A 2942-nucleotide genomic window follows, 5' to 3' on the forward strand; every position below is an offset into this window, starting at 1 on the left:
CAGATCGCCAACGTGGCGGCCGGCACCGAGGCCACCGACGCGGTGAACCTCGCGCAGCTGGAGGACGCGACGGCCGACAGCAAGTACTTCCGCGCCACCGGCGACGGCGAGGCGTACGCGGACGGGCTCGACGCGACGGCCTCGGGTTCCAACGCGCTGGCCCAGGCCGACTACGCGACCGCGGTGGGCTCGACCAGCAGCGCGTTCGGGGTGGGGGCCTCGGCGTTCGGCAGCGGCGCGACGGCCTATGGCACGTACTCGTACGCCTCGGGCTACAACAGCGTGGCCGAGGGCGATTCGAGCACGGCGGTGGGCGGCTGGCTGTACTACGAGGACGAAGCCGGCAACGTGGTGCTGGATCAGACGACGACGGCGTCGGCGCTGGGCGCATCGGCGCTGGGCGCGGGCGCGCAGGCGACCGGTTTCCTGAGCACGGCGGTCGGCGCGGCGGCGACGGCGGAGGGCGCGCAGTCGATCGCGTCGGGTTACAGCAGCACGGCATCGGGGGAGTACGCGACGGCGCACGGCGGCTTCAGCGAGGCGGCGGGCTACCAGGCCACCGCGCTCGGCTACGGCGCGGCGGCGGCGACGGACTACTCCACGGCGGTGGGCGTGGCGGCGACGGCGGGCGGCGTGGGCGCGGTCGCGGTGGGCGAGTACAGCGAGGCCACCGGCGACGAGAGCGTCGCGGTGGGCGGGACGACGTTCTTCGGCTTCATCCCGGCGCGCGCGAGCGGGACGGGGGCGGCGGCGTTCGGCGCCGGCGCATGGGCGACGGAGGACTACACGACGGCGGTGGGCTGGAACGCCTGGGCGGACGCCACCAGCGCGACGGCGGTGGGCGAAAGCGCGACTGCGCTGGCGGAGAACAGCGTGGCGCTGGGCGCGGGCTCGGAAGCCGACCGCGCGAACACGGTGGCGACGGCGAGGCGTACGCGGGCGGGCTCGACGCGACGGCCTCGGGCTCCAACGCGCTGGCGGAGGCCGACTACGCCACCGCGGTCGGCTCGAGCAGCAGCGCGTTCGGGGTGGGGGCCTCGGCGTTCGGCAGCGGCGCGTTCGCGCAGTCCGACCAGGCGACCGCGGTCGGCTTCAACGCGACCGCCTGGGGCCGGAACAGCGCGGCCTTCGGCGCGGGCGCGAGCGCGCAAGGCCCGGCCAGCGTGGCGGTCGGCGGCGCGGCGGTCGACGAAGACGGCGAGCCGCTGCTGGTCGATGGCAGCGGCAATCCGATCGAGACCGGCGCGACCAGCGCGGGCGTCGGCGGAACGGCGGTGGGCGCGAGCGCGGAAGCGTCCGGCTTCGCGTCCTCCGGTTTCGGCGTCGGCGCGTATGCGGCGGGCGCGCAGTCCACCGCGGTCGGCGCGGTCGCCAACGCGGTCGGGGACTACGCGACGGCGGTCGGCACCCAGAGCCTCGCCACCGGCACCAGCAGCGTGGCGGTCGGCGGCCCTGCCGATCTGATTCCGGGGCTGGGGATCTTCGTCAACACCGAGGCCTCGGGCGAAAGCGCGTCCGCGTTCGGCGCGGGCGCCATCGCGTCCGGCGACAACAGCGCCGCGGTCGGTACGCTGTCGGAAGCCGCGGGCGATGGCAGCACCGCGCTCGGCTACTTCGCCTATGCGCCCGGGGTCAACGCCTCCGCGCTGGGCGCCGAGAGCTGGGCCAGCGGCGAGCTCAGCACCGCGGTGGGCTACTACAGCACCGCCAGGGCGGCCAATTCGGTGGCGCTGGGCGCGAATTCGGTGGCCGATCGCGCCGACACCGTCTCGGTCGGCGCGGCCGGGGAAGAGCGGCAGATCGCCAACGTCGCGGCCGGCACCGAGGGCACCGACGCGGTGAACCTGGACCAGCTGCAGGCCGCCACCGCCGCCAACAAGTACTTCGCGGCCACCGGCGAAAGCGAGGCGCATGCGGTCGGCGCGGACTCCACCGCCGCCGGCTCCGGCGCCTATGCGGAGGGTGACTACAGCATTGCGGTCGGCTCGGCCAGCAGCGCCTTCGGCGAAGGCGCGACCGCGTTCGGCAGCGGCGCTGTCGCGGAAGGAAGCAGCGCGATCGCGATCGGACTCAACAGCACCGCGACGGCCGATGGCGCGGTCGCCATCGGCGGCCTGGGCCAAGCCTACGACGAGTACAACTTCCCGATTCTCGACGAGGACGGCAATCCGGACATGGTCGCGACCCAGGCGGCGGCGAACGCCACCGCAGTCGGCTCCGGCGCGCTGGCGACCGGCGAAAGCGCTTCCGCGTTCGGCAGCGGCGCGCAGGCCCTGGGCGGCAACAGCGTCGCCAGCGGCATCAAGTCGCGTGCGACCGGCGAATGGAGCACCGCGATCGGCAGCAACGCCTGGGCCAGCGGCGGCGACGCCACCGCGACCGGCGCCTACGCCTGGGCCACCGCGAACGGCGCGACGGCCTTCGGCACCTCGGCCTGGGCGACGGAAACCAACGCGTCCGCGTTCGGCTACGGCGCGTGGGCGGCCGCGGGCGGGGCCACGGCGCTCGGCATGGACACCTGGGCCGACGGCGTGAGCGCGGTGGCGATCGGCCGCGGCGCGCTCAGCACCGCCGACTACGCCCTGGCGATCGGCGCCACCACCCTGGCCGACGGCGCGAACGCCATCGCCCTGGGCCGCGGCTCGCTGAGCCTGGCGGACAACGCGGTGGCGATCGGCTGGCGCGCGACCGTGCTGGACACGGGCGGCAGCAGCCTGGCCCTGGGCGCGAACGCCTTCGCGCAGGCGGGCAACAGCGTCGCGCTCGGCGCCGGCTCGCTGGCCGATCGCGAGAACACGATCTCGGTCGGCGCCTCGCAGTCCTGGACCGACGACTACGGCGTGACCCACGAGGCCTCGCAGCGGCAGATCGCCAACGTCGCCGCGGGCACCGAGGACACCGACGCGGTGAACCTGGAGCAGATGCGCGCAGCGGTCGCGAAC

2 pseudogenes are annotated in these 2942 nt (G+C 75.2%); both read left to right on the forward strand.

The features are described from left to right. Positions 1–12: 12 nt before the first annotated feature. A pseudogene (locus Z164_RS23755) lies at positions 13–858 on the forward strand (ESPR-type extended signal peptide-containing protein); the annotation flags it as partial. After that, positions 768–2942: pseudogene (locus tag Z164_RS23590) on the forward strand (hypothetical protein); the annotation flags it as partial. The pseudogenes Z164_RS23755 and Z164_RS23590, both read left to right, overlap by 91 nt.

The organism is Luteimonas huabeiensis HB2 (genome assembly GCF_000559025.1).
Classification (GTDB): Bacteria; Pseudomonadota; Gammaproteobacteria; order Xanthomonadales; family Xanthomonadaceae; genus Luteimonas; species Luteimonas huabeiensis.